Below are 25,872 nucleotides of genomic sequence, written 5' to 3'. Positions count from 1 at the left end.
CTCTGGCGACCGTTCGGCAACTGACGAGAATTCCCCGCCATACGCGTGACTGTCAAGACGGTGACGCAGCTCAGGGCCGGTGGCGGGCGCACGGACAGCAGCAACCCAACCGAACGGACGGATCGAACAACCCATATATCGATTCAGCAGCGAGCCGCCGATGTGGCCTTCCTGGTGATTTCTCGGGCCGATCGAGGCGAGATGTTCCGCCGAACAGCCCTTGCGGTCGACACAGGGGTCTCGATCGCAGACTTGCCGATGGAGAGCCACGTGGTTACCCTTGATGCAGATCTACCGTCGAAGTAGCACGAAGACGTGGGTCCGCGGCCCGTAATGTATTCACGCCGGGCTGCGTTGCCGGCGGCGAGCCGCCGAAGCGATGTGGCGAACGGGCGTTTCCTACCACTGATGAGCAATTCGTCGAACAGGTGGCCCGTCCGGTTTCCTGGCGCGACGTGAATCCGGGAGTGTTGGTCATCTATTTCATCGGCGTGGACATCGGCGGTACCTTCACCGACTGCGTACTGGTCGATCGGAGGGGCGACCAGCGCACGGCGAAGGCCTTGTCCACGAAGGACGATCCGGTCTCGGGTGTGATGGCGGCGCTCGAGCGACTGGCCGAGGCCACGGGCGTCGATCTACCGACTCTCCTGGCTCGGACGAGCCGGTTCGGGCACGGCACGACCATCGGCACCAACGCGGTGCTCGAGCGGCAGGGCGCGCGGGTCGGGTTGGTCGCGACGGCCGGTCACAGCGATGCGTTGACGATGATGCGCGGCTCGGGACGGGTCGCAGGCCGTTCCGTCGAAGAGGTCTTCTCGGTGCACGGCAGCAGGCTTCCGGGGCCGATCACGGTGCCCGGTGCGGTGCTCGAGGTGCACGAGCGGATCGACGCGTCGGGAGCGGTCGTCGTCGCGCTCGACACAGAGGCGGCGGTCGAGGACATCAGACGGTTGATCGCTGAGCACCGGCTGGACTCGGTCGCGATCGCGCTGCTCTGGTCGTTCGCCAACCCTGAACACGAGCAGGCGCTCGCGGACGCGCTCGCTGCCGTCGCGCCGGATGTGTTCGTGTCCAGTTCCGCTGTGGTCTCGCCGCGCCTGGGTGAGTACGAGCGCACGGTGGCGACGGTGATGAACGGATACGTCGGGCCGGCGTGTTCGCGGTACCTGGGCCGGCTCGCCGAGCGGCTCGGTGAGGCCGGGTTGGCCGAACCGTTGCTCGTCATGCAGTCCCACGGAGGTGTGCTGCCGGCAGCGGCTGCGGCCGCCACCCCGCTGGGCACCATCGACTCGGGGCCGGCAGGGGGTCTGGCCGCGGTCGCGGGACTGGCGCGGACCTATCGCCACAACCGGGTCGTCGCCACCGACATGGGCGGCACCTCGTTCGACATCGGCCTGGTCATCGACGGTAAGCCCGTGATGGCGCAGGAGAACGTGATCGACCAGTACACCTACCGGCTGCCGCACCTGGACGTGCGGAGCGCTGCTTGCGGCGGTGGCTCACTCGCCTGGTTCGACGAGGCGACAGGAGGGCTTCGGGTCGGTCCGCAGAGCGCGGGCTCGGAGCCCGGGCCGGCCTGCTACGGCCGCGGGGGTACCCGGCCGACCGTCACCGACGCCGATGTCGTGCTCGGCCTCCTGCGCCCCGAGGCCTTTCTCGACGGCCGGATGCCGCTCGACCGTGACGCCGCGGTGGCGGCTGTCGGCGGTCTCGCCACGCAGCTCGGGCTGCCGCTGGAGGACACCGCGGCAGGGATTCTCCGGATCAACAACATGCGCGCGGCGGCCATGATCCGGCAGCAGACTCTCGAGAGCGGGCACGACCCGCGGGACTACGTCCTCTACGCCTACGGCGGCGCCGGTCCGGTGCACGCCTTCGGCTTCGCCGCCGAGTCCGAGGTGCGCGAGGTGGTGATTCCGCTCGGCGACGGGGCTTCGACGCTGTCCGCTTACGGGATCGCGTCGAGTGACGTCGTGATCTATCGGGAGTTGGAGCGCGGACTGCTCACGCCGTTCGAGGGCGAACGGGCCGATGTGCTCGCGGCGACGGTCGCCGAGGTCGAGGTGGCCGCTCGAGCCGACCTGAAGGCGGCCGGGGTCGACGCCGAGGACGCCGTCGTGGAGGTCGACGCCCTGATGCGCTTCCGGGAGCAGCTCATGCACAGCCTGGAGATCCCCGTCCCGCTACCGGGATCGGCCGCCGGGACGCGCCTGCCGGCCGACTTCGACGCCGAGTACGTCCGCCGCTACGGCTCGGGCGGCACGGCGATGTTCCAGAGCGTCGAGGTCTTCGCCTTCCGCGCGCGGGCCTCGGTCCCGGCCGCGATCCCGACGCCCACAGCCACCGGTGGCCGGTCGTCCACACCCGCGTCGACGGAGGTCTACTGGCCGGGCCGGGGATGGACTGCCACCGAGGTCCATCCCGGCATTCCGGCGGGAACGGTCGCCGGGCCTGCGCTCGTCGAGCTCGCGCACACGACCATCGCGGTGCCGCCGGGCGCGTCCCTTGTCACCGGATCCCGGGGCGAACTCCGGCTCGAGCTGTCCACGTCGAAGGGGACGACCTGATGAACGCACTGCCCGATGCGCCCGCGATCACGTGGGACGGTGTGCAGCGCGGATACGTTCCGGGCGCGACGCTGGACGTTCCCTCGTCGCTGCGTCTGCACTCCGCATCGTCCGACGAGGTCGACCCGGTGACGTTCGAGGTCATCCGATACTCGCTGATGAACATCAACCTGGAGCACGGTCGGACGCTGCAGCGGCTGTGCGTCTCGCCGGTCACGATGATCACGCGTGACTTCCAGCCGTCGATCACCACGCAGGAGGGTGATCTCGTCTTCCTCGGCCCCTACCTGCAGTACTTCTCCAACTCCCAGTCGATGACGATCAAATGGATCCTGGAGCACCGGGCGGAGGACCCAGGCATCGAGCCCGGAGACATGTTCCTGTCCAACGACCCGTTCGTCGGCTCGCCCCACCAGCCCGACGCCGTGGTGGCCGCCCCGGTGTTCGTCGGCGACGAGCTGTTCTGCTGGGTGTCGAACGTGTTGCACCACACCGACGTGGGGGGCTCGGTCATGGGCAGCTTCTGCGTCGACGCGACCGACATGTTCCTCGACCCGCCCGCGTTCCCGCCGTTCAAGCTGGTCAGCCGGGGTGTTGTTCGTACGGATCTGGAGCAGATGTTCCTGCGGCAGTCGCGCGTGCCGACCAACGTCCACATGGACCTGCGCGCGGCGATCTCGGCCAACCTGGTCGCATCCGGCAAGATCACGAAGCTGGTGGAGCGCTACGGCGCTGATGTCGTCAAGTCGGTGATGAACCGGGTGCTCGACGCCGGGGAGCGGACCATCGCCGAACGGCTGCGCAAGGTCCCCGACGGGGTCTGGAGCCATCGGCTCTACGCCGAGGCCGCCCGTACCGGCGACGACGCCACGTACGTCTACCGGATGACGCTTCGCAAGACCGGCGAGCATCTCTACGTCGACAACCGCGGTACCGACCCGCAGGCCGGCTCGATCAACGTCGCCTACGCGGGGTTCGTCGGCGCTTTCCTCGCGGCGCTGACGGCGTCACTCACCGCCGACCTGGCCGGCGCCTACGGCGGCGTGTATCGGCGCGTCCACTTCGACCCCGTGCCCGGCACGCTGTCGTGCGCGGACTTCCCCGCGGCGGTGAGTCCGGCAGGCATGTACACCATGGAGACGCTGATCAGCCTCGCCGGCACGGTGATCGGCAAGATGCTGGCCTGCGCCGAGCCGGAGATCGCCGCGCTGGCGATCGGTCCTGCACATCCGGCCTTCTACGGCCTGGTCACCGGTGGAGCGACCGCCGACGGCACGCCTTTCATCGCGACGAACGTGGACAACATGATCGGGTCACTGGCTGCCTCACCGGCGGGTGACGGCGTCGACTTCGGTGGCCATTTCTGGATTCCCGAGGGGACGGCGAGCAACGTCGAGGAGCTCGAGTTGCTCTGGCCGATGCTCTTCCTCTACCGGCGGGCCCTGCCGGGTGGGGCCGCCGGGGCAGGTCGCCACCGCGGCGGCCGCGGCCTCGTCGAGGCCGGGATCCCCTGGAAAGTCCCGGGACTCGTCACTGCGGTCTACGTCGACGAGTCCTTTCCCAAGGCGGTCGGCGGGTTCGGTGCCAACCCCGGCTCGATCGGCCGCTTCCGGCTCAAACACGGCTCCGACGTCCGCGCGACCATGCAGGACGGCCGCATCCCGACGGACTTCGACGCCATCGCAGGAGCCGACGCCGCGATCGAGGCCAAAGGCCCCGCGCTGCAGGTCGCCGACGACGGCGTCTGGGAGTGGACGGGCGCCAACGCGTGCGGCTTCGGCGATCCGTTGGCACGGGAGCCGCACCTGGTCGCGGCCGACATCGCCGCGGGCTCGCTGCCCGCCTCGGCCGCCGAGCGCGTCTACGGGGTCGCCCTCGACACAGCAGGCCAGGTCGACGAGTCGGCCACCGCCGCGCGACGCGACGCGCTGTTGGCTGCCCGCCTGGCCACGGCGACCATGCCGGACCGGATCGAGACCGCGCCCGAGGATGCGCCCCTGCGCCTGCTCGGGGGCGAACTCGCGATAGCCGAGCACGACGGCGGATCCCGCCAGTTTGTCACCGTCACCGGCCGGGCGCTGCTCGGCCCGATCACTGCCAATTACAAGCAACGGTGCGCTGTGCGCGAGCGGCCCATCCGGGAACTCGGACCCGAATTCGCAACCCGAGAAGGCCGTGCCGGGTGGGCGATCCGCTACCGCGAGTACCTCTGCCCGGTCACCGGCCGGCGCATCGACACCGAACTCTTGCGCGAGGGCGACGAGCCATTGCACGACATCGCCTTGTAAGCCGGCCGTCGGCGATTCCTGCCACAACCTGCGAGAGATCGTGGTTCGCGGGCGATCCCCACGTAGAGCCTCGGTTTCCGATGAAGCAGACGACGTCGTAATCTGCGGGATCGATCGCATTCCCTCCGGTCGCGACCTCCCGTTCGTCCTCGATTTCCGCGTTGCTCGGTTGATCGACATCATCCTCCGGTCGCCCACCTTCGGGGAGGTTGCGGACGTCCGCGGTCCAGCCCTCGGCGATGAGCGCACGCCGGAGAGCAGCGCCGTCGTGGAGGGTGCCCTCGAGAAGCGCGCGGTGGGTCAGTACCCCGCTCTCGCCGTCGAGTCCGTTTCTCGAGCAGCCCCTGCACTGTGACGCGCGGCATGTTCAACGGGATGAACTCGAACGCGCTCAGCCACGTGAACTACAGGGCGCTTCCGGTGCGTTACCTGCGCACCCGCGAGTCAAGCAAAGGGACGAAAACGGAGATTACTCTTGATTCGGCGAGGGCCCCAGCACTGCCACATTTCATCGATGCAACCGCGGCCCTCTTGTCGCATATAGCGCGTTTCAATTCATCGAAAACATTTTTCAGCTACAGATACGGTAGTCGCATGCGGAGGTCTGCATACTGTGAATGAACACAGTCGACGTAGTTTCATCGGATTTGCCGGCACCGCGGCGGCAGCCGTTTACGGAGGAACACAGCTGCTGAGCGGCGGCGTCAGCAAGGCGTCGGCGGCCGAGGCGTCGCTCATCACCCCAGGATCGGGCCCGCTGCGAACCGGGCCGTCCAGCCCGCAGGTCTCCAAGCTGACCCCGTTCATGGACCCTCTGCAGATACCCCCCACGCTGAAGCCCAAGACCATCGGGACGAACGAGATCAACATCGTCGCAAAGAGGGTTCGGCTGCACTCCCAGCTGCCACCGACGCCGATGTGGACGTACGAAGGTTGCTACCCGGGCCCCACGATCGAGGTGCAGCGCGGCCAGAGGGTCCGCATCGCGTGGAGGAACGCACTCACCGGCACCAGCCCGGTGAAGGGCGTCTTCGTGCAGCCTTCAGGACCGCCGCCCGGACTCGCGGCCACCAACGCGCCTGGTGCGGAGGGAGCCCCGGCGCGTCGTGAGCTCGTCGAGCTCACGCCATGGACCTCGGTGCACGTGCACGGCGGAAGCCAGCACGCCGTGTACGACGGGTTGCCCGAATCCGGGATCACGCCCGGTGACGTGCAGCTCAGCGAATACACCAACGAGAGCCCGGCCGCCCATCTCTTCTACCACGATCACGCCATGCCGATCACCGCCGTCAACGTGGCGGCCGGACTGGTCGGCAACTACATCGTCCGTGACGCCGGCGAGGAGCGTCTCGGCCTGCCGAGCGGCGCCTACGAGATCCCGCTGATGCTCTCGGACATCAACTTCGACACGGACTCCAAAGGCCTGATCAACGGTCGGATCCTGATCAAGCGCGTCCAGCTGAGCCCCGCGACGCCCGGGGCCATCCCGGCCGCCGTCGGGACCACCGGGCCGTTCACCATGGTGAACGGCGTGGTCTGGCCGCACCTCCAGGTGGAGGCCCGGGCCTACCGCTTCCGGATGGTGAACGCCTCACTCACGCGGGCCTACGCGCTGGCCGTCCTCGACGAGAAGACCGGCAAGACGCTCAGACACGTCATCCGCGTGATCGGCACCGACGGTGGGCTGTTGGGCGCGGCTCGCACGCTCGACGAGATGCTGACGATCAACCCGGGGGAACGGGTCGACATCGTGATCGACTTCGCCGGCTTCCCGAACAGGAGGCTCAGGCTGGTCAACACCGACCCCTCCGTGCCGGCCGGTAAAGCGGCTCCTGACGTGAACATCCCGTTTCCCGACGTCATGCAGTTCCGGGTCGGTGCCGCCCGCGGGTCCGACCCCGCCTACCGGCTGCCGAAGAAGCTCAGCGACTTCAAGCGGATCTCCGCTGCCGACGTGCCGAAGAACGCGGTCGAACGCTTCGTGATGCTCGCGTTCGACGCGACAGGCATGCCGAAGATGTCCGAGCTCGTGGACGCGGATCCGGACACGAAGCCCGGCACCGGGATCATCCAGATCGCGCTCCCCGGCGGTACGAGGACCTTCCGTGTCACGGCCCAGAGCTTCGAGGAGACCACCAACTTCTTCGGCGCGTCAGGAAGCTGGGAGAAGTGGCACTTCCTCAATGTGGATCAGGCCAATCGGCAGATCGTGCACCCGATGCACATCCACGTGATGAACTTCCAGCTGATCGAACGCCGGGCCCTCGACCCCGGTGGGCTGGACACCGATCTCGGCGGCACGACCAAGCCGATCGAGCTGGGGGCGTCCCGGCTGATCGCCGCTTCGGAGTCGGGGTGGAAGGACGTCGTCGGCGTGCCGGTGAACGAGATGGTCACGATCGCAGGTCGCTTCGACGACAAGACCGGCCGCTACGTGTACCACTGCCACATCCTCGACCATGAGGACGAGGGCATGATGAGGCCGCTGGTCCTCATGCCGCCGGCAGTTCTGACCGTCCAGAACATGATGATGAAGATGATGAACGGCGGATCCGCCGAACCACCCGCCGGGCATGGCATGGGATCCATGCCCATGAACGGCAAGGGTTCGGGATAGCGATCACCGACGCGATCTCCTCAGTCACCTGATGCGAGGCAAACCCCACCTGCGAAGGGGGGTTGTGACCCCTGACCGTGGGGCTCGCCCCATCGCCGCGGCGAGTGGGAGCGGGCATGTTGGCGTCAGGCGCCATCGCGGGCGCGGGGACTCGGAAGAAGGAACGGGACAATGGGTGATCGCATTCAGTTCATCGCTTCGGTGGCCGACTCGATCGGCTATTCGGGCCTTTTGATCGCGATCGTGGTGGGTGGACTCGTTGCCGCTGCTGTCGTCTCCGCGCTGACCGGCGAGCTCTTCGCGTCGGATCTGAGGCACGCAGCGGTGGAGCGCTCTGTTCGCGCGCTGCCACCGGCCGGCCACAGGTGATCGACGAGGTCGGTGGCTCCCGGCCTGCTCCCGGTCGCCGGCTCGCCACCGTGTCAGCGACGCGTGCCGGCCGCCACGAACAGCGGGACCACGAGTAGGAATCTGCCGGTGCGGGCTCGCTCGGTCTGCTCGCCGACCCAGCCTTCCACCTCTGCACGCGTGAGGACTCCCCCCGCGACCGCGGCGTCGGCCAGTCCGGAGACCACGGGCAACATGCGGGAGTCGGTGAAGATCCCCGTGTGCACCTCGACGCTGACGTCGGCGAACTCGTGGTCGAGCAGCAGCGTTCGGTAGGCACGCGCAACCCGCGGACTCGCAACGGTGTCGGCGCGCGCCGCCACCAGGAGGCGGGTCAGTTCCGGCTGGTCGGAGTCGATGACGAGCGTGTCCCAGTCCTGGCCGGCGAGCACGATCCGTCCACCGGGTACGAGAACCCGCCGGGCCTCCAGAAGTGCCCGGCCGGGGTCGTCGAGCGCGTGGTAGAGCTTGTCGGCTCGGTATCCCCGGGCTTCGCCGTCAGCGAGCGGCAGGTGGTAGGCGTCAGCGAGCTGAAACGGCGACGCCGGCCACCGCTCGCGAGCTACCGCGAGCATCGTGTCGTCGATGTCGACGCCCACGGCACGCACGCCGCGCTGGTGCATCTCGCCGACCGCGCGGCCCGTCCCGCATCCGACGTCGACGACGCAGTCGCCGGGCGCCGCGGCGAGCAACTGGTAGGTCCGTTCTCTGGCCTCGGACGCGCCCGGAAGGTCGTCGACGACGTCGAGGACCGCGATGAGGCTTTGCATCGGGGTACCGGCTGGGGTGCTGGTGGACATGCCGATCAGCGTGCTTCTTAATGTCGGCATGAAGTCAAGCGTCACCGGCGGGATGAGCATCGGCGAGGTCGCAGGGCGCTTCGGGTTGGCCACCCACGTCCTGCGGCACTGGGAGTCGATGGGGCTGCTGGAACCGGCACGGGCCGCGGGCGATCGGCGCCGCTACCGCGACACCGATCTCTATCGGATCGCGGTGATCCTCCGCGCGAAGGAAGCCGGCATGGAGCTCACGGAGATCCACGAGATGCTCACCGCACGGGATCCGGCGCAGCGGCGGGCGATCCTGGACCGCCGTCGCACGGATCTTGCGCGCCGCATCGCCACCCTCCAGACATCACTCGATCTGGTCGACGGCGCCCTCCAGTGCGAGCACGAGGACTTCACCGAGTGCGAGCGGTTCCAGCGGATCGTCGCCGAACGCATCGACATGGGTCTCCGCACCGTGTGATCGCGCGTAGACCGACGTCCTACGGCCGGACCTCGTAGACCAGGTTGAACGGGGTCTGCGCGGCGCGCCGGAACCGGGTGAAGCCGGCGTCGGTGATCACCTGGCGGACGGCACTCTCGCCTGCCTGCGCACCGAGCGCATAGCCGCCTGGTTGGGAGAGCCCGTTGGGCACGCAGAGGAATGTGGAGGCGCTGTAGTACAGCCGCCCGACCGGGTTGAGGTTGTCCTCCACCGCGTCGGCCGCGTACGGCTCGACCAGCAACCAGGTGCCGTCCGGCGCCAGCGCCTGTCGCACCCGCCGGGCCGCGCCGAGCGGGTCGCCCATGTCGTGGAGGCAGTCGAACATCGTCACCAGGTCGTAGTTCTCTCCGGTGAAGGTCTGCGCGGTGGTCACCTCGAAGGTGACCCGGTCGGTGACACCGGCCTCGGCGGCCCGCTTGCGGGCCAGCTCGATCGACTCGGCGTGGTAGTCCGAGCCGACGACGGTGGTGCGCGGGTAGGCCTGCGCAAGGAGCATCGACGTGGAGCCGAGCCCACAGCCGAGATCGGCCACCCGCGCGCCTGCCGTCAGCTTCGCGTCGACCCCGTCCAGCGCCGGGATCCAGCTCGGGATCAGCGCGGCCACGTACCCGGGCCGGAAGAACGCGTCACAGCCGATGGCGACGTCGTCGTGGTGCTCGTGCCAGCCGACGCCGGCGCCGGTGCGGAACGCCTCCGTGATCCGCGGCTCGGCGCGGAGCATGCCGAGCGAGATGAGGAATGCGGCCGGCACATTGGGGCCGTTCGGGTCGGCCAGGCAGAACGCCTGCTCCTCGCTGAGCGAGAACTCCCCGGTCGCCGGGTCGTAGCCGACGTACCCGCCTGCGGCCTGGCCGCGCAGCCACTCCGTGAGATAGCGCAGGTGGCATCCGGTCCGCTCGGCGAACTGCTCGGGCGTCGCCGGGCCCTGTGCAAGCGCCCGGTAGAGACCGAGCCGGTGACCGACGACCACCGAGCCCGCGGCGTCGGTCGCCGCCAGGTCGGTCACGAACCGCCCGAGGAACTCCGTCACCTTGTCCTGGTCCATCTCCCGTCTCCTTCCTGGTCCGACCGACGCGTCGCCGGTCGGTGGCAAGAGTCGGCGACGGGACTGTCGCGGCTCTGACACGCGCTATCGTCACGCTGACAGCACGACGAACGGCCGCTCGCACCGTCGTTGCCGGGCCGCCCGTCCACCCGGGGGTGGACCGATGGGAGCTGGGGACGCACCGCCGCCGGTGCGCGTCGACGTGCTCGGCCCGCTGCGGCTGGTCGTCGGCGGGAAAGCGGTCGACGTGCCCGGCCCGAAGCGGCGCGCGGTGCTCGTGCTGCTCGCGCTCGCCGAGGGCCGGACCGTGACGATCGTCCACCTGGTGGACGCGCTGTGGCCCGCGGAGGTGCCGGAGTCGGGGCGCCAGGCACTGCACACCCACATCTCACGACTGCGCGCACACCTCGGCCCGGCAGCAGCCCGATTGCAGACCCGGCAGGACGGCTACCTGCTGGACCTCGTGGCCGGTGACCTGGACGTCGCGCACGCGCGGTCGTTGGTGGAGAGGGCGCGCGCCGTCGCCCGTGAAGACGCCGCCGGCGCGTGCGCCCTGCTGCGCGAGGCGCACGCACTCTGGCGAGGCCCCGTTCTCGCCGACCTGACCGACATCGCGCCGATCGCCACGGCCGTCGAGGGGTGCGCCCAGCTGCATCGGGAGGTGACCGACGCACTGCTTGCCTGCGCGATCGACGCGGGACAGGCCCACGGGGTTCTCGCGCTGGCCGCGACCGCCCATGCCGACGACCCGCTGCGCGAACCCGCCGTCCTGCTGCTGATGCGCGCGCTGGCCACGACGGGGCAGGCACCCGAGGCGCTGCGCACCGGCCGCGAGTACCGGCACCGACTGGCCGAGGAGACCGGCCTCGACCCGTCACCGGCGTTGGGCGAGCTCGAGCGCGTCATCGCGGCCGGGTCCGCAGGTCCGGCGCGCACGCGAGGTCGGGGAAGCGATGCTCCGGTGCCCGCCCGGCCGGCGAGCCGGCTGATCGGGCGCGAGGTCGAGGTCTCGGACCTGCACCGGCTGCTCACGGCCGAACGGCTGGTCACGCTCGTCGGGCCTGGTGGGGTGGGCAAGACCCGTGTCGCGGACGAGGTCGCACGCCGGTGCGAGGCGCCAACCACCCTGCTGCTCGCACCGGTCACGGACCCGTCCGCCATCCCGCACGCGCTGGCAGCAGCCCTGAACCTGACCGTCGTCCAGGGCGACGTCCTCGCAGCTTGCGTCGCCGTCCTGAGCGACCGCCGCGGTCCGCTCGTGATCGACAACTGCGAGCACCTGCTCGACACGGTCCGCGACACCGTCGAGGTCGTCCTGGCAGGCTGCCCCGACCTGTCCGTGCTGACCACCAGCCGGGAGCGGCTGGGGCTGCCCGCCGAGTACGCCTTCCGGCTGGCACCGCTCCCGCTGCCCGGCGCCGACGGCGACCTTCCGCAGGTCCCATCGGTGGCGGTCTTCCTCGACCGGGCAGGCCGGGTCCGCCCCGGTCCCCCGCCGACACCGGCCGAGCTGCGGACGGTGGCCGACATCGTCCGGCGCCTCGACGGGATGCCGCTGGCCATCGAGCTCGCCGCCGGGCGGCTGTCCACCTTCTCCCTCGCCGACCTGCACGATCGGCTCGACCGCTCGCTCGACCTGCTCGGCGGTGGCCGACCCAGCGCCGACGCGCGGCATCGGACGCTGCGGGCGACCATCGAGTGGTCCTACCAGCTCCTGTCGGAGGACGAACGCCGCCTTTTCCGTCACCTGGCCGTCTTCGTCGACGGCGTCGATGTGGACGCCGCGGAGCGGCTCGCCGCGGAACTGGGAGTGGACGGTGACCCGGGAAGCGCCCTGGCCCGACTCGTCGACACCTCGATGATCGAGGCCGACGTCACGGGGCGCACCCGGTACCGGATGCTGGAGACGCTGCGCGCATTCGGCCTCGACCGGCTGGCAGCGGCAGGCGAGGACGAGACGGCGACGGCGAGCCTGATCCGGTGGGCGGTCGAGCTGACCGCCTGGATCGGCGCCACGATGACCACCGAGCGCGAACCCGAGGCCGACGCCGCCCTGCGCCGCGAACTCCCGAACCTGCGAGCCGCGTGGCGGCTGGTCCGCGACCGGAGATCTCTCGACGACGCCGCGGCGCTGGTCACGGCGCTGTTCGACGCGGTCACCTACCGCGATCTGGTCGAGATCCGGGGCTGGGCAGAGGAACTGGCCGAGGACCCCGCGCTCACCACCCATCCCCGCGCCGGCGCCGTACTCGGCACGGCGGCGGAAGCCGCGTACCACCGGGGCGACTATCCGCGGGCCGAACGGCTCGCCCGTGCCGGGGTCGAGCGGGCCACCGAGAACTCCGACACGTGGTACTGCCTGCTGCCGCTGTCGGTGGCCGCCCTGGCCCGAGGGTCGTACGGCGAGGTCATCGAGCACTCCCTCGCCTCGGCCGCGATCGCAACCGAACCGCGCGAGAGCCTTGGAATCGCCGCTCTGGCAGCGGCCTACGCCGGTGATCCCGACCGGGCACGGACCCTGAACGACCAGGGACTCGACGGCGCCGTCTCGCCCACGATGCTCGCGTGGGGTGCCTACGTGGTCGGGGAGATCGAAAGCTCCTCGGGGCGTCGCGACTCGGCGGAGGAGCACTACGTGCGCGCCATCGACCTGGCCCGCGCCTCGGGGGCGACGTTCCTCGTCGGCGTGGCGACCGTGGGGCTGCTGACGGTGCGTGCCGACGCCGGCCGCGTCGACGACGCGCTCCGCGGCTACCGGGACGTGATCGGCTACTTCGCCCGCACCAGCAACTGGACCCACCTCTGGACCACCCTGCGCAACCTCGCCGACCTGCTGCGCCGGCTCGGCGACGACGGCCCTGCCACTCTCATCACCACCGCGGCCGACAACGCCCCCGACGCCCCCGCCGTCGACCACTCCCCAGCCCCCGAACCACCCGCCGCGCTCGACCCGGGCGCCCCGCTGCCCAGCCGCGCGGACGTCCTCGATGTGGCCCGGCAAGCCATCGAACGGAATCTGAAGCGACCGTGATCAGCCGGTGACGGCCGTCGCCGGACTCTGCTCAACGCGGCCCGAGGAGGGCGGCGGGATCAGCGACGCCGGGTGGCGCTCATCGTGCAGAGCACACCAACCACAGCAGCGAGAGCGGCGAGCAACAACAGCGCGCCGGCCTGAATCATCACGGTCCGACTCCCTCGACAGTCATCTGCCGTGGAGACTCCGCGCCGGTGCGGCTGGATGTGCACTCCCTTGCTCGGCCTTAGCGGGGATGCGGCCGATCTTGGCGGGACCTTGCCTCCCGACCGCCGCCGGCTTCCTCAGCCGGAGGGCAATTCGGCCTCGCCCAGCAGCCAGCGCCGCAGGACCTCCTTGCGCACCTTGCCGATGTCGTTACGGGGCAGCCTCGCGACCTCCTCGAGCCGCGAGGGCAGATACCAGTCGGTCATGCCCTGGTCGATGAGGTGCTTGCGGAGCTCGTCCAGGGTGACCGACGGCGTCGTCGCGGGGACGATCACCGCGCACGCCAGCTCATCACCCTGCCCGTCCGGATAACCGACCAGCGCCACGTCCTCGATGCCGGGGTGGTCGCGCAGCTCCGACTCGACGTCGGTCACCGGGATCAACAACGCACCGCCGATCCGGTCACTGGCGCGGCCCATCATCCGGATCCCGCCGCGCCCGTCCGGCACGGCCAGGTCGCCGGTGTCGTACCAGCCGTCGTCGTGGTCTGCGAGCACGGTCAGCGTTCCGCTGTCACGGCCCACAGTCGCCAGGCACACCCCCGCGCCCCGCGCGAACAACCGGCCGGGATGGTCCCTGGTGATCTCTGTGTCCGACCGCAGTTCGAGCTCGAGAGCCCTCGATGGCCGGCCGTCGCTGTGGGCGGCCCAGTCCGGCGGGTCGTCCTTGCGGGTGAAGGTGGAGACCCCGACCTCGGTCATCCCCCATGCGGCCCGCAACGGCAACCCGAACACGCTCGGCACCTCGGAGACCAGCTGCCGCGGAATGGAGGTGGCGCCCGAAGCCAGCATGCGCAGCGCCGGCAGAACCTGCCGCTGCCCGCCCGTGGCCGCGATCAGGTCGTAGACGAACGAGGGCGCAGCCAGGACCTGCGTGACGCCCGCCTCGGCGAGCACGGCCAGCCCGCGCTCGCCCGACCAGGAGTCGAGCAGGACCATGCACGCACCGTTGACCAGCGACAACCCGGAGAGCAGCCGGCCCGTCACGTGCAACAGCGAATGCGGGCTGAAGAACACATCCCCACGTGTGACCCGTTCCATCTCACTGATGTCGGCCACGCTGGCGTACACAGTGTTCTCCGTGTGGAGTGCACCCTTCGGATCGCCGGACGTGCCCGTGGTGAAGAGGATCACGGCGACGCGATCCGGATCCTCGACCGCGTCGTCCAGCGCAACGGGGTGACGCCTCTCCCACGGTGTGTCCTCGAAGAACGAGGCGAACTCGATCTCGTCTCCGGTCGGCCTGCCGAGCACCACCCTGTGGTGCAGCTGCTGCAGCCGGGGTGCCATCTCCCGTAAGGCCGCGGCGTGGTCGAACCCGGCCCACCGGTCCACAGTCAGGCAAACGGTCGCACCCACCCGAATCAGGGTTCGCTCCAGCTCACGGGGCCGGAGCGTGGGCAAGATCGGCGCCACGACCGCACCGAGCCGGGCGGCCGCCAGCGACAGCGCAGCCGCCTGCCACCAGCTCGGCAACTGGAGCGCGATCACCATTCCCGGTCGCACGCCGAGCTCGTACAGAGCGCCTGCGAATCGCTCCGTGCGCCGGGCGAGCTCGGCGTAGCTGATCTCCACTCGGCCGCCGTCAGACCGGTATTCCCTGATCGCGATCGCGTCCGGTGTCTCATCACGCCACCGCCGAAGATCACCGAGAGAGTCCGAGTTACGCCAGACGCCGGCCGCCCGGTACTTCTCCGCGAGTACGTCGGCCGGACGAACCGTAAACAATGTCATGCGAAACTCCAGGGAAGGGATTTACGCTGCATCGACGGGCATCCGCGAACTCGCCGTCGACCGTACACCGCCCAATTCGTGAGCCGGCAAATTTCGCCCAGCGTTCTCTACCAGATCGAGGCCATCAACGTACTCACCACCGATCGAGTTATTCCGGCCGTTGAGCACCTCACGCACCGGAAACGGACACCGACTCCCGAGTACGTTTCGCGCTCAATCCGTGGTCCCGTTCCTCCTGGCCCGAGCGGACGGCTGCACAGCCTCCTCCTCCGCATCGAGATCGAAGGATTCCGAGGCCAGGGCGAGATGCTGGACGACGCCGTCGTGGATGTCGACGGTGCGGGTGGCGAGGCGGATGAGTGCCGGACGGTGGGTCGTCATGACGACGGTGCGGCCGTGGACGAGGCGGGTGAGGGCTTCGACGACGAGTCGCTCGGCGTGCGAGTCGAAGCCTGCGGTGGGTTCGTCGAGGAGTACGACGGGGGCGTCGAGGAGCAGGGCGCGGGCGACGCCCACGCGTTGACGCTGGCCGCCGGACAGCCCGACCCCACCGTCACCGAGGCGCGTGTCGAGTCCGTCGGGTAGGTCGTCGGCGAAGTCGGACACGAGTGCGGTCTGCGCCGCCCGGGCCACTTCTTCCGGTGTGGCGTCGGGACGCGCGTAGCGGATGTTCTCGGCGACCGTTCCGGAGAACAGGAAGGTGTCCTGGAGCACGACGGCGATCTGGCGATGGAGCCACTGGTTGGGTAGGTCGGCGGTGTTTCGACCGTCCAGGAAGATCGTGCCTGTCGTGGGCCGGTAGAGCCCGGCGATCAGGGCGAGGACGGTGGATTTGCCTGCGCCGTTGGGTCCGAGCAGTGCGACGCGCTCGCCAGGTCGGATGGTGAGGTCGAGGTGGTGCAGGACGGGTCCGCGTCCGTAGTCGAGGACGACGTCCTCCAGGTCGATGCGCCCGTCGGCCCGGGCCGGCAGCCGCTGCGGTCCGTCCGTCGCCGGGGGTGTCCGGGCGAGCACCTCGGCCACCCGTTCCGCGGATGCCGCGCCCTGGGTGAAGGTCATCGAGAGCTTCGACAGCCCCCGCACCGGTTTGATCATGTCTCGCAGGTAGCTGGTGACGACGACGAGCAGACCCACCGTCCACCAGCCGTTGAGCACTCCGAGGCCGCCTACCCAGAGCAGCACGGCCGTCCCTACTGCGGTGATCCCCTCCAGCAGCGGCGTGAACCGCGCCCGCAGTTCGACCGCGCGCAGGCCGGCACGCAGCGTGTCGCCGTTGTCCGCGGCGAAGCGCGTGTCGTGCAGGTGGTGGCTGCCGAAGGCGTGGATGGTGCGGATGCCCTGCAGCGACTCGGCGACGAACCCGGCGAGCCGACCCTCCGCGGCCCGTTGCTGGCGGGCCGACTGACGGGTCAGCCGGCTGTACCGGGCCGAACTGAGGAAGATGGCCGGAATGCATCCGATGGCGATCAAACCCAGTCGCCAGTCGACCGAGACCAGCACCGCGCCGAACCCGACGATCGAGAGCACGCCCGGGAACAGGGTGGAGAACACGGCCGTCAGGCTGGACTCGATCCGGTCGGTGTCCGTCGAGATCCGACTGGTGAGCTCTCCGACCGCGTGCTGATCGTGATACGTCATCGGCAGCCGTTGCAGATTTGCGAAGGCGTCGGTGCGGATGGCGGCGGTGATCTTCTCGCCTGCCCCGTTCATCACCCTGTCGCCGAGGTAGTCGAAGGCGCCTGACGCCAGCGTGACCACCAGCAGCGCCACGGCCGCCGCGACCAGCAGTGTGCGTGTGGAACCACCGACCAGCGAGGCGAGGAGCGCGGGCGGTCCGTGAGGTCCGTTGGCGGCGAACAGGCCGTCGACGACGAGCGCGAGCGGCCAGGGCTGAGCCAGGTCGGCGAGCAGTTCGCATATCCGCAGCCCGACGCCGAGCGAAAGTGCCCGCAGGCGCGGGCGACCGTAGGCCCGGAACTGCCACAACTGCCGCAGCAGTCCACGGTCGGCTCCGTCGTGGATCATGCGCGCACCAGCCGGTTGTGGTCCGCGCGTGCGGCTTGGCTGAGGTCGTGGTTGCTGAGGCCGGGGTGGATGCCGTGGTGTGCCATGGCGGTGAGGAGGTGGGGGGCGAGGTCGGGGTCGGCGTGGGTCATGGCGGTGAGGAGTCGGGAGAAGTGGCGGCGCTTGCGCAGGGTGTCGTCGGTGAGCCCGCCGGTGGTGTCGGTTCCGGTGTGGTCGAGCCCGCGTAGGAGCAGGGTGTCGAAGCGGGCGGGGTCGGTGCCGGTGGTGATGAGGTGGTGGCGGGCGCTCCAGCATGCTGAGGCCCAGACGGTGCCATCGGCGTGGGGGTCCTGGCCGGCGCCGCCGTGGAAGTGGGCCATGGTCCAGCGCGGATCCAGCCGGCGGCGGCGTTGGTCGTTGGTCGGGATGTCGCCGCGGTGCCAGCCGTAGATGTCGGGGGTGTTGAGCAGGATCGCGGTCAGCACGTCCGCGGTGCCCTCGTCCAGGGCGGTCTTCTTGTTGGTCTGTGCCCATGGGGGGCGCAGCCGGTTGAGCCGGAAGTCCGCGGTGTGGCGGCACACGTGGTGCCCGACCTCGTGATAGATGATCGCCGTGTTGTGCGCGGGGGCATGAAAATAGCGGCCCCCACCACCCCCAGCATCGGTTGTGGTCCGGCCGGTCTGCGGTATCGCGACGAACCCGGCGCCGCCGCCCAGGTGGATCTCCCCGGTCGGGGTCAGCGCGTCCGGGTCGGCCTGCGCGCCGCCGCCGGGCAGCCGGTAGTGGCCCCCGCCCCAGCGGCGCGGGTGCTCGTGCAGCCCGATCCGCACCACCAGCGGCGGTAACCGCCGCCCCAGCACCCGCCCCCACCAGCGCAACGCCCGCTGCACGTGAAACCCGGTGTGCACCACCCCGAACGCCCGCGCCGACCGCGCCGCCCCGGCCCCGGCCAGCGGGCCTCCACCCCCGGCCGGGTCACACACCAACGACCCACCCGTGAACAACTCACCCCCGCGTTCATCCAGCACGGTGACCTCGGGCAACACCAACCCCGCCGCCCGCACCGCCACCACCTCGAGCCCGACCTCCCGATACACACCAGGCCCACCACACCCATCAGGCAGATACACCCCCGCCGCCACCTCGCCCGGCATCCCGGCTGTCAGCGGCTCGGTGGTCAGCGGCTCGGTGGTCAGCGGCTCGGTCGGGTCGTTCACCCCCGTGATCTGCGCGCCCGTGGTCCCCCCGATGTGTCCTGCCCTCTTCCCTGCCCTGTTCCCTGCCGTGTTTCCCCCGATGTGTCCTGCGGTGTTTCCCCCGGTGTGTTGTGCGGTGTGTCGTGCGGTGTCCCCCCGCTGGTTCATGCCGGGACCGCCGCCGCGTGCTCACCCAGCAGGTCCAACGCCCCACCAGCGATCAACTCCGCCGGGGACAACACCGCCAACCCGGTCGCCGCCGCCGCCTCCCGCGCCGCCAACGGACTCGCGGTCACCAACCCCGACACCACCCGCACCGGGACCCCCACCTCACCCATGATCTGCGCCCCGGCCACCGCGGACAGCCCATCAGCCACCGCCAACACCGCACCATCAGCGAACCCGGCCAACCGCTCGGCCAACCCCCGCGTCTCGGCCTGCAACAACCCATCCGCGATCTCCAACACCACCACTGAGGCCCCCCGCGCCACCAGCGTGTCCCGGATCCCGACCATCGTCTGCGCCAACCGCGTCAACGGATACCCGAACGTCGAAGCCATCCCGAAATCCAGGAAATCCACGATCTCCCCCGCCCCGGCATCCTCATACATCCACCGGTCCTTCCCACTGCCCGAACCGGTCACCTTCCCCGCCCCCACACGCAACCCCGCCCGCGCCCAACCCCGGATCAACGCCGCCGCCGTGGTCGTCTTCCCCGCATTCATCGACGACCCCACCACCACGAACGTCCCCAACTCCGGAGCAGGCGCAGGAGCAGGGGCCGGGACCGGCAGCGCGAAGTCATCCAACGACAACCCCACCCCCGACACCCCCACCAACGACCCCACCACCTCCAACTGCGTGGGCTCACTCCGCCGCACATGCGCCGAGGCCACCACCCCGACCACCCCACCCGCAGTCAACAGATGCGCCACCGACCCCGACGGCAGATACCCCTCATAAAAGTCAGTCGCATACCGATTACCCAACGCCCCCACCACCACATCACCGGGATACAACCGCACCCGACGACCATGCACATTCTCCAAATGATCATGAGCCCCCACACTCACCACCCGAGCAACCACCAGATCACCCAACCGCGGCTCACGATCAACACCCCCCAACCACACCGCCCCCCGATCCGTGACCCCCCGCGTCACATAACTCCACTTCGCATCCGCAAACTGCTGCATCACTCCGCCCTCCCCGAGGCGCCGAACACGATCTCCGTCCACACGGACCAAGGGCCCGTGCTCATCTCCGTACTCATCTGCCAGGCAGTAAAACCATCAGACCAGCGCCAGTCACGATCCATACCTCGAGCCCGGGGTGAATGCCTGGACCGGGTCCGTTGCCGATCGATCACGGCAAGGACAGGGTGAAATGTGGTGGAGGCGGCACGCCGACTACGTGCGCGCAGAACCCGGTACCGCCAGGACACGGTGTCCTTTTCATCATCTACTTCTTGTCGATGGGCGATGGCGAACCATCGCGAGCCGACCGTCGTGAGCAGCAGGTTCAGCAGGACCTGGAGGCCGATTCCAGCAGGCAGAAACCGGAGGGGGCCGAGTTCACGCCGACCAGCCCCCTGCGCCCTGGACTCCCCGACCAGAGCGGTCTCCACCGAACATCTGATGGTCTTGCCGCTGAATGCTCATGAGCTCAGCCGACGGTCGTGCAGCGGCGCTCAAGTCGGCCCCGCTGCCCGGTGCGCTCACAACCGGGCAGAACGATCACGCGGTGGCCGCCGAACGAACTCGCCGAGCAAGCAGAGCACAGGGCGGGCGACGCATCGTCGATGATCTCCGTTTTCGGTGCAAGCTCACACCGCTCGCTCCGCGCGAACGACTGACAAGGCGGGGGCTGACATTCATCTCGTTCATTCCACCTGGGGGCGGGACGGAACCGCCGCAGCGATGGCGTGGGCGGTTTGCTGACACATCGCCCTTGCACACTACCCGCCGCCAGGTCAGTCAAATACAAAGTCGAGGTATATGGACATCAATATCGACATAAGAAAGTTGCGATCGGTGGTACTTTCCGACACAAACATCCCGACGATCGACCACGAATGGCAGTTCCGACCGATACCGGGTGCCCCGCATATCGGTAGCGGGGGATCTTCGTCATGAGAGTCGGCCGCCGCAGTGTTAGCACCGCCACCAAAGCGCCGACCAGCAGTCCCCCGCGGCAGGGTCGGCGGCCTGACCCCGGCTCCGTACCGGAGGTGACGCGCCGAGCAGCCGCCTGAGCACAGCACCACCCGCAAGCCCGCTACAACGAGCGCCGCGCAGCGCCCGTGCAGCCGCGAATGGAGGGCTCGGTGTCCTCCGGGTGCCGCTGCCCCGTCACGCACCGGCGGGCCCCCTCCACGTGCGGCGGAGCGCTCACTACCCCGGTCAGCGGGTTTCCGGTCGGCGGCCTGCCGGTAACCCTCCTGACGTGCTCAAATGAGGCACGGAGGTGCGCAACGCAGGGGGCGCCATGGACGGAGAACCTGGCCGAGGCAGGACGCGTCGCGCCGAGCGGGGGTATCAGGTCCGAGCACGAAGACCCTCCCTCCCGCCTGTCTGAGCCGGACAGCGGGAAGTACTCGATCCACCTCGAAAACGGCCGGGGGCGTGCATCCTCACGCCCACGACCAGCAGTGACGTCTCGAGTCCGAGGGTGGTAGGCGATGGTGCGAGCCGGTTCGGGTCGACGTGAGGCATCCCGGAAGGACTTTCGCCCCTGGCTGTGGCGAGACGCGGGCGAGCAGCCCGTCAACGACGCCGCCGCGGACACCGACGCCGACTCCGACGCGGCGACGGAGCCCGAACCCGTCGCGCCGGATGCGGGCCTGGGTCTCGCGCGGCTGCTCTCCATCGCGCGCCTGACGCCCGTCCAAGCCGTCGCCCTGGCCACCGACGTATTCACCGAACTGGAGAAACGCCACGACGACCGTGGCGATGCAGGACCGATCCCACTCCGGATCGAGTCCGTGCACGTCGGCGCCGACGGACATGCCTACCTGGCCGAGGACGATGCGCCCGTTCCCGTGAAGGATTCCGCCGCCGACGCGCTACTCGACGAGCTCACGGCGGCTGCATGGCGGGTGACAACGGATTCGGAACGACCGACCACGGGCCCCATCGCAACCCTCGACCGCGCCGCCGCTGAGTCACGCCGGCCCGACGCAAGCGTCGCAGCCGTCGCATCTCTCCTCCGGGAGGCCGACACGGCGAGCGGCACAGAGGCGCGGACCGAGCTCGCCCGGATAGTGTCGGCTGTGAACGGCGGTGCGCTCGCACCACCGCATCCCCCGCTCACCAGCGCACCCCCGATCGCTCCCCGCCCCCCGGACCCGGAGCGCCCACCCCGGTCGCTCGCGCGAGTACTCGCGGGCCGCACCTGGAAGTGGGTGCTCTCCGTGGTCGTGCTGGTCACGGTCGTCGTGATCGAGATCGCCCTCCTGCGCGACACCATCGCCCGCGACATCGACGCCGTGCTCGAGGCCGGCCGCTCGGGGTCCGCGGCGCCGACCAGCACGCAAGCCTTCCTGCCCGTCGCACCCGTGGCCCCCACGGCCGCGGGCACGGTGACCGGAGTGGATCTCCGCGCAGTCAACCAGTGCACACCCGACGCGGAGTGCGCGGTCCGGCTGCAGGTGGCGCTGCAGCCGACTGCCCAGCCCCAGACCGTGACGTGGGGCTTCCAGGTCTTCGACCGCTGCACGGGCGCGACCACCACCGTTCCCGGTGGCGAGCTCACCGTGCCGGCGGACGGCGACCGGGCCGTCGCCGTCGTCAGCGTCGCGCTGCCGCCTGGCGAGGCTCTGGCCGTGCTGGCCCGGACCGACCTTCCGTCCACCGCTGCGAGCGCGCCCGTGTTCGTTCCGTCCGATGCGAGCTGTGGGACCCCTGCAGCTGAACCGTCCGGCTGACCGAAGATGAGGAGGCTACGGCGTGCTGATCGTTGAGCATGGTGACAACCCGGCCGCAGACGAGCCGAACAACGGCCGCAAGCCGGCACGGCGGAAGGACAAGGGCGGGGTCACCTTCGACGTGCTGGCCATCATCGCCGCACTCGTCCTGGTCGTCATCGGCCTGGCCAACCTCTGGGCCGTCGACGGTTTCGAGTTCGCCGCGCGGCAGGCGGCGATCGCGGCTGCGGGTGTCGTGCTGCTGGCGGCCTTCTGGCGGTTCCGGGGTGCACTGCTCACGGCGTTGGGCTGGGTGACCTACCTCGGTGCCGTGGTCCTCCTGGCCGTGGTGCACGTCGCAGGCGAGACCTTCAACGGCGCGACCCGGTGGATCGGGATCGGCGACTTCACGTTCCAGCCCTCCGAGCTTGCGAAGCTCGGGGTGCTGCTCGTGCTCGCCGCGGTGCTCGGCTCACAGCGACCCTCGTGGCAACGCTTCGCCCTCGGGGTCGGGCTCGCCGTCGTACCGATCACCTTCACCGCGTTGCAACCGGACCTCAGCACCACGATGCTGCTGCTGGTCCTCACCGTCTCGATGCTGATCATCGGCCGGATCCCGGCACGCATCATCCTGCCCCTGTTCGCGGGCGTCATCGTCGTGGCGCCCCTGGTGGTCGGATCGCTGCGGCCCTACCAGCTGCAGCGGCTCGGCAGCTTCCTCGTCGGCTCGCACGAGTCGCCCACCGGCGCGGGCTGGGCGGTACGACAGGCGCACATCGCCGTCGGCTCGGGCTCGCTCTTCGGCCGCTCGGGCGATCCGCTGTCGGGCCTGTTCGCCCAGTACCTCCCCGAGAAGGAGACCGACCTCGCCCTGGCCAGCGTCGTCGGGCAGTTCGGGCTCGTCGCCGGCGGCGTGGTGATCATCGCGGCGATCGTTCTCGTGTGGCGGCTCGCCCTCGCCAGCCGGGTGCCGCGGAGCCCGCACGGCGCCCTGGTCGCGGGCGGTCTCGCGATCCTGATCGGAGTCGAGATCGTCGTGTCGGTCGGTGGCAACCTGGGCCTGCTCCCGCTGGCGGGTGTGCCGTTCCCGCTGCTCAGCTTCGGCGGCACGGCGCTGCTGGTGCACCTTGCCGCGCTCGGCGTCGCCCTCGGGGTCCGGCGGCAGGGAGCACGTCGACGGCTGTGGACCATGCCCGGCTGGCGGAATCGCCGCCCGCGGCTCATGCGGACGATCGCACTCGCCTCGAGCGCGCTGCTCGTGCTGTTCGGGCTCTACGGGTGGAACCTGCAGATGACCCGCGGCCCCGAGCTTGCGGCAGCCGGGCACGAGCAGATGACACGGTGCATCCGCCTCCCCGCCCCGCGGGGGGCCATCACCGACCGGCACGGCGCACCGCTCGCGGTGAGTGCCTCGACGGCGGAGAACGCAATAGACCAGGTCCTCGCTGTGCCGGCCCTCGTGCGTTCCCGGCCCGACGACGTCGCCAAGCTCGCCTCTCTCATCGGCCAGCCCGTGGACGCCGTACGCACCACCCTCGACAACGCGCCCGCGACCACGCTCTCCCTACCGCTGGCGGACGTCCCACGAGCGGCGGGCGACGCGGTCACGGCAGCCGGGATCACGGGAGTGATCGTCGTTCCGCAAGGCAGGCGCAGCTATCCCACCGGGGCCCTTCTCGGCCCCGTCCTCGGGTTCGCGGGCATCGCGACCCCGACCGACATCCAGCGGTGGCCGGACCTGCCTGCAGGCGAGATCGTCGGGAGGGCCGGGCTGGAGCAGCAGTACGACTCGGTGCTGCGCGGTGTGAACGGACGCCAGTGCGTGTACGTGTCCCCGCCCGGGATCCCGGTCGCGATGGGTGAGCGGGTGGAGCCGGTGCGCGGAGCCGACCTGCGGTTGTCACTGGACCTCGGGCTGCAGGAGCGGCTCTCCGCCGGTCTCGTGAACGCGTTGCGGGGCCAGCGCAAGAGCCACGTCGGCGCCGCCCTGGCGATGGACCCCCGCAACGGCCAGATCCTCGCGCTCGCGAGCGCCCCGTCCTACGACAACAACGTGTACGGCCCGCCGATCGACGTCGCCGGGGTGCAGGCCGCCGCGAAGGCGCCGGGCCACCCCATGCTCGAGCACGCGACCCAGGCGGCACTTCCGCCCGGTTCGACGTTCAAGCTGGTGGTGGCGGCGGCCCAGATGGTGAACCCGGTGATCCCGCCCGAGAAGGTCATCCCGACGGGCGGAAGCTACACGCTCGGCGGCCACACCTTCGGCAACTGGAAACCGATGGGACCCATGGACCTGGTCCAGTCCATCGCGTGGTCCAACGACGTGTACTTCTACAAGCTCGCCAACGCTCTCGGACCGGAGCCGATCATCGACGCGGCCCACGCCCTCGGGGTGGGCAAACGGACCGGGATCGACCTGCCCGGTGAGTCGCCCGGCTACATCGGCACTCCCGAGAGCGTGGCTGCGAACGGCGGCACCTGGTACGGCGGGTCGACCGTGATCCTCGGCATCGGGCAGGGCTATCTGACGGTCACGCCCCTGCAGAACGCCCTCTTCACCGCCGGCGTGGCCACCGGCCAGATCGTCACACCGCGGCTGGGCCTGGCGACGGGGACGAACGGGGGCATCTTCACGACGCTACCCACCCCGGCTCCGACGCCGGTGCCGTTCTCCGACAAGCTCGGCCCGGTCCGGGACGGGATGCGCGCCGTGGTGACCGGTGGTACCGGTACCGGGCTCTCCGGCCTGCCCTTCCCGGTGGGAGCCAAGACGGGCACGGCGCAGGACGGCAGCCTCTCCGACGTCCACTACGACAACTGGCTGTCGGCCGCGGCACCGATGCCCGACCCGAGGATCGTCATGACCGCGGTGGTGCAAGGTCCGGGCTCCGGAGGCAACAACGTGAAGAGCCTGATCGCCGACGGCCTGCGCTACTTCCACGACAACGAGGCCCGCGTGATGTCCACCGATCCGATGCAGGACCCCGCCAGCGGGAAGTGACCGGACCCAGGGCCGACCATTTGTCCCCATGATCACCGCTTCGGGGCCGAGAACCGGGTGATGCCCTGCTGCGGGGCCCAAAGTGTTGATCATGACCACGTCTCGGGCTGGACGGCGACTGCCGGCTCCCTATCCCCTGCGGGCGACGGGTCACCGCCGATTTCTGACGGGTCGGGGGACGCCGGGGTTCCACATGATCGTCGGTTGGGAACAGTGAGCCTGGTCATGCCCTGCTGCGGGGCCCGAAAGATTGATCAACGCCCCGGGCAGGCCGGCGAGCAGCCAATCGTCGCCTCGGCAGGCACCGCCCGGGTAACGGAGTGCCGCCGATTCCGGACGCTCGACCGCTGAGGTCGGGGTCGGGGTCGGGGTCGGGGCACTGGATTCCACATGATCATCGGTTCGGGACCAGCAGCCGGGTCATGCCCTGCAGCGAGGCCCGAAATGTCGATCAACGACAGCTGGGCGACCAGATGCCAGGTTGCCGCCGTTTGCGGACGGTGGACCGCCAAGGCCGGGTCAGGGGTACTGGATTCCCGTGATCATCGGTTCAGAACCGGCACCAGGGTCATATGTCGTCCTGCTACAGGGCCCCGACCTCGTCGCCCGACCGTCAC

At 69.8% G+C, this 25,872-nt stretch carries 15 protein-coding genes; 9 read left to right on the top strand and 6 right to left on the bottom strand.

The window, feature by feature from the left end; genetic code table 11:
• The first annotated feature begins 455 nt into the window (after positions 1-455).
• The 5 genes from ACQPZQ_RS07725 (at position 456) to ACQPZQ_RS07705 (ending at position 7,844) form a co-directional block, all read left to right on the top strand.
• Complete coding sequence (locus ACQPZQ_RS07725; RefSeq protein ID WP_433293491.1) at positions 456-2,570, top strand: hydantoinase/oxoprolinase family protein; 2,115 nt, start codon at positions 456-458, stop codon at positions 2,568-2,570.
• On the top strand, positions 2,570-4,858 hold the full coding sequence (locus ACQPZQ_RS07720; RefSeq protein ID WP_433293489.1) for a hydantoinase B/oxoprolinase family protein: 2,289 nt from the start codon (positions 2,570-2,572) through the stop codon (positions 4,856-4,858). Before ACQPZQ_RS07725 ends, ACQPZQ_RS07720 begins: the two co-directional genes overlap by 1 nt.
• Positions 4,859-5,027: 169 nt before the next feature.
• Positions 5,028-5,213: a hypothetical protein gene (locus tag ACQPZQ_RS07715; protein WP_433293486.1), complete on the top strand. Its 186-nt coding sequence runs from the start codon at positions 5,028-5,030 to the stop codon at positions 5,211-5,213.
• 258 nt (positions 5,214-5,471) lie between these two features.
• Positions 5,472-7,475, top strand: a complete 2,004-nt coding sequence (locus ACQPZQ_RS07710; RefSeq protein WP_433293484.1) for a multicopper oxidase family protein — start codon at positions 5,472-5,474, stop codon at positions 7,473-7,475.
• A 171-nt stretch (positions 7,476-7,646) separates the two neighbouring features.
• Positions 7,647-7,844, top strand: coding sequence for a hypothetical protein (locus tag ACQPZQ_RS07705; protein WP_433293482.1), 198 nt, complete (start codon positions 7,647-7,649; stop codon positions 7,842-7,844).
• 53 nt (positions 7,845-7,897) lie between these two features.
• On the opposite strand, the gene ACQPZQ_RS07700 is transcribed toward ACQPZQ_RS07705, so the two are convergent.
• Positions 7,898-8,662, bottom strand: coding sequence for a methyltransferase domain-containing protein (locus tag ACQPZQ_RS07700; protein WP_433293480.1), 765 nt, complete (start codon positions 8,660-8,662; stop codon positions 7,898-7,900).
• Positions 8,663-8,690: 28 nt separating this feature from the next.
• On the opposite strand from ACQPZQ_RS07700, the gene ACQPZQ_RS07695 reads away from it, so the two are divergent.
• The gene (locus ACQPZQ_RS07695; RefSeq protein WP_433293478.1) at positions 8,691-9,110 is read left to right on the top strand and encodes a MerR family transcriptional regulator; all 420 of its coding nucleotides are present in this window, start codon (positions 8,691-8,693) and stop codon (positions 9,108-9,110) included.
• Positions 9,111-9,129: 19 nt separating this feature from the next.
• Here ACQPZQ_RS07695 and ACQPZQ_RS07690 read toward each other — a convergent pair whose 3' ends face one another.
• Positions 9,130-10,176 (bottom strand): class I SAM-dependent methyltransferase, encoded by a 1,047-nt coding sequence (locus ACQPZQ_RS07690; protein WP_433293475.1) that lies wholly within the window; start codon positions 10,174-10,176, stop codon positions 9,130-9,132.
• Between the two features lie 163 nt (positions 10,177-10,339).
• On the opposite strand from ACQPZQ_RS07690, the gene ACQPZQ_RS07685 reads away from it, so the two are divergent.
• Positions 10,340-13,207: a BTAD domain-containing putative transcriptional regulator gene (locus tag ACQPZQ_RS07685; protein WP_433293473.1), complete on the top strand. Its 2,868-nt coding sequence runs from the start codon at positions 10,340-10,342 to the stop codon at positions 13,205-13,207.
• Between the two features lie 287 nt (positions 13,208-13,494).
• Here the strand turns inward: ACQPZQ_RS07685 and ACQPZQ_RS07680 are convergent, their stop codons facing one another.
• From ACQPZQ_RS07680 to ACQPZQ_RS07665, 4 genes are all read right to left on the bottom strand, one after another.
• On the bottom strand, positions 13,495-15,150 hold the full coding sequence (locus ACQPZQ_RS07680; RefSeq protein WP_433293471.1) for an AMP-binding protein: 1,656 nt from the start codon (positions 15,148-15,150) through the stop codon (positions 13,495-13,497).
• A 213-nt stretch (positions 15,151-15,363) separates the two neighbouring features.
• Positions 15,364-17,175: an ABC transporter ATP-binding protein gene (locus tag ACQPZQ_RS07675; RefSeq protein ID WP_433293469.1), complete on the bottom strand. Its 1,812-nt coding sequence runs from the start codon at positions 17,173-17,175 to the stop codon at positions 15,364-15,366.
• The gene (locus ACQPZQ_RS07670; RefSeq protein ID WP_433293467.1) at positions 17,172-18,371 is read right to left on the bottom strand and encodes a hypothetical protein; all 1,200 of its coding nucleotides are present in this window, start codon (positions 18,369-18,371) and stop codon (positions 17,172-17,174) included. Before ACQPZQ_RS07670 ends, ACQPZQ_RS07675 begins: the two co-directional genes overlap by 4 nt.
• Before the next feature lie 143 nt (positions 18,372-18,514).
• Entirely contained in the window at positions 18,515-19,285 is a 771-nt protein-coding gene (locus ACQPZQ_RS07665) for a hypothetical protein (protein ID WP_433293464.1), read from the bottom strand.
• Positions 19,286-21,030: 1,745 nt separating this feature from the next.
• Here ACQPZQ_RS07665 and ACQPZQ_RS07660 point away from each other — a divergent pair.
• Both ACQPZQ_RS07660 and ACQPZQ_RS07655 read left to right on the top strand, forming a co-directional pair.
• Entirely contained in the window at positions 21,031-22,275 is a 1,245-nt protein-coding gene (locus ACQPZQ_RS07660; protein ID WP_433293462.1) for a hypothetical protein, read from the top strand.
• Positions 22,276-22,297: 22 nt separating this feature from the next.
• Positions 22,298-25,255, top strand: a complete 2,958-nt coding sequence (locus tag ACQPZQ_RS07655; RefSeq protein ID WP_433293460.1) for an FtsW/RodA/SpoVE family cell cycle protein — start codon at positions 22,298-22,300, stop codon at positions 25,253-25,255.
• The last annotated feature ends 617 nt before the right edge of the window (positions 25,256-25,872 follow it).

The sequence above is a fragment of the Pseudonocardia sp. CA-142604 genome (assembly GCF_050948475.1).
Lineage (GTDB): Bacteria > Actinomycetota > Actinomycetes > Mycobacteriales > Pseudonocardiaceae > Pseudonocardia > Pseudonocardia alaniniphila.
This window is presented reverse-complemented; position numbering and strand designations above follow the sequence as displayed.